The sequence below is a fragment of the Myroides phaeus genome, assembly GCF_900099675.1.
Taxonomy (GTDB): domain Bacteria; phylum Bacteroidota; class Bacteroidia; order Flavobacteriales; family Flavobacteriaceae; genus Flavobacterium; species Flavobacterium phaeum.
Genome location: NZ_FNDQ01000054.1, coordinates 1 through 1,534, shown reverse-complemented (window position 1 = coordinate 1,534; position 1,534 = coordinate 1). Strand labels below are relative to the sequence as shown.

General features: G+C 32.0%; 2 protein-coding genes. One reads left to right on the top strand and one right to left on the bottom strand.

Annotated elements, in window-relative coordinates; genetic code table 11:
• Positions 1-161: transposase (locus BLT46_RS13365; RefSeq protein WP_143021880.1), on the bottom strand; the 161-nt coding region annotated here is incomplete at its 3' end.
• A 98-nt stretch (positions 162-259) separates the two neighbouring features.
• Here BLT46_RS13365 and BLT46_RS13050 point away from each other — a divergent pair.
• Positions 260-994, top strand: a complete 735-nt coding sequence (locus BLT46_RS13050) for an MBL fold metallo-hydrolase (RefSeq protein WP_090410543.1) — start codon at positions 260-262, stop codon at positions 992-994.
• The last annotated feature ends 540 nt before the right edge of the window (positions 995-1,534 follow it).

The following is a 1,534-nucleotide window of genomic DNA, read 5'->3' as shown; positions in this document are numbered from 1 at the left end:
CCTTGTTCTCCATAAACTTCATATAGTTTAAGCCAAAAATAAAGGTTAAACTCACTGATTTTTTCTGATCGAGAAAGTCCCCTCATACTGTCTTTACCTTCCAAAATAATAGTTACTATACCTAACTTAAATTCAAAATTGTATTTCTGTTTTCTACTCATAAAAAATGCCCCAAAAAGTGTCTAACTTTTTGGGGCATGTCTATTATAAATTTAATTATGCTTTTTTTATTTTATAATATCCCCAATTAAATTAATAAATGACAATAGAAATATTAGAAATCAACGCACAATCGCCTGAAGGATTACCTGCTGTTTTTACACCTACATTAGTTAAATTTACTGATAATACAAACTATTTAATCGACTGTGGTTTTACTTATAATTATCCTGAATTTAAACGCGAGTTAGATAAATTTGGTGTTTCAATTACTGATCTAACAGGTGTAATTATTTCACACGATGATATAGATCACTTAGAAGGGTTACATTGTTTTAAAGAAGAGAATGCGGCTATAAAAGTAATAAGTAGCGATGTGGAGGCAAACTCAGTGGCTGGTATTGTTCCTGCGGAGCGATTAGTACAAGTAGAGGGAAGTCTTAATTTTATTCCGCAAGAGATGAAACCAATGATGGAAGGTTTTGTAAAGGAGCTTAAGGCAATTAAACGTTTTCCTGTGGATAGTGTTTTAAAAGATAAGGAAGTGATAAAGGATACTTTAGTTGTTGTGGCTACGCCAGGGCATACAAAAGGACATATCTCTTTCTATGATACAGCAAGTAAAACCGTAATTGCAGCAGATGCAATTGTCGTAGAAGAAGGCGAGTTTAATATTGCTAATCCTCAGTTTACTTTAGATATAGATGCTGCTTTAGCGTCAGTAGAGCGTATCAAATCATTACAGCCTACAAGAATTATTTGTTATCACGGTGGAATTGTAGAAGACGGTATTCAAGATAAGTTACAAAGGCTTTTAGAACGCTATCAGCAATAAGAAAAATTTAAATTAGTAGAAGGATAGTAGCAATGCTATCCTTTTTTTATGGAATAAAGTGAATAGAAAGGAGGCTTTGGAACTATTTGTTGAGAAGTGGAGTGCAGTGTTTTTTGATGAAATCTTCGCAAATTACTAAAGCGTATTTTACAGGTGTTACACAGGTGTTACACAGGTTTTAAAGAAGTTTTAAAGAGGTTTTAAAGAGGTTTTAATATGAGTGCTTGTATAGTGTATGTATACTCTATGTATAGTGGTTGTATACTTTTTATGTAAAAATATACAAGCAGTTTACATAGAATATATAAAGATTATACAAAGGGGCTGTATAAGATAGTTATAGGAATTTGATAAGTGCTGTACTTGATTTAAGTAGAAGGCTGGTATGCTAATATGTATTGATGCCTATTGAGGAGAAATAAGGCAATAAAAAAAGGACTATCATTAGACATGCCCCAAAAAGTTAGACACTTTTTGGGGCATTTTTTATGAGTAGAAAACAGAAATACAATTTTGAATTTAAGTTAGGTATAGTAACTA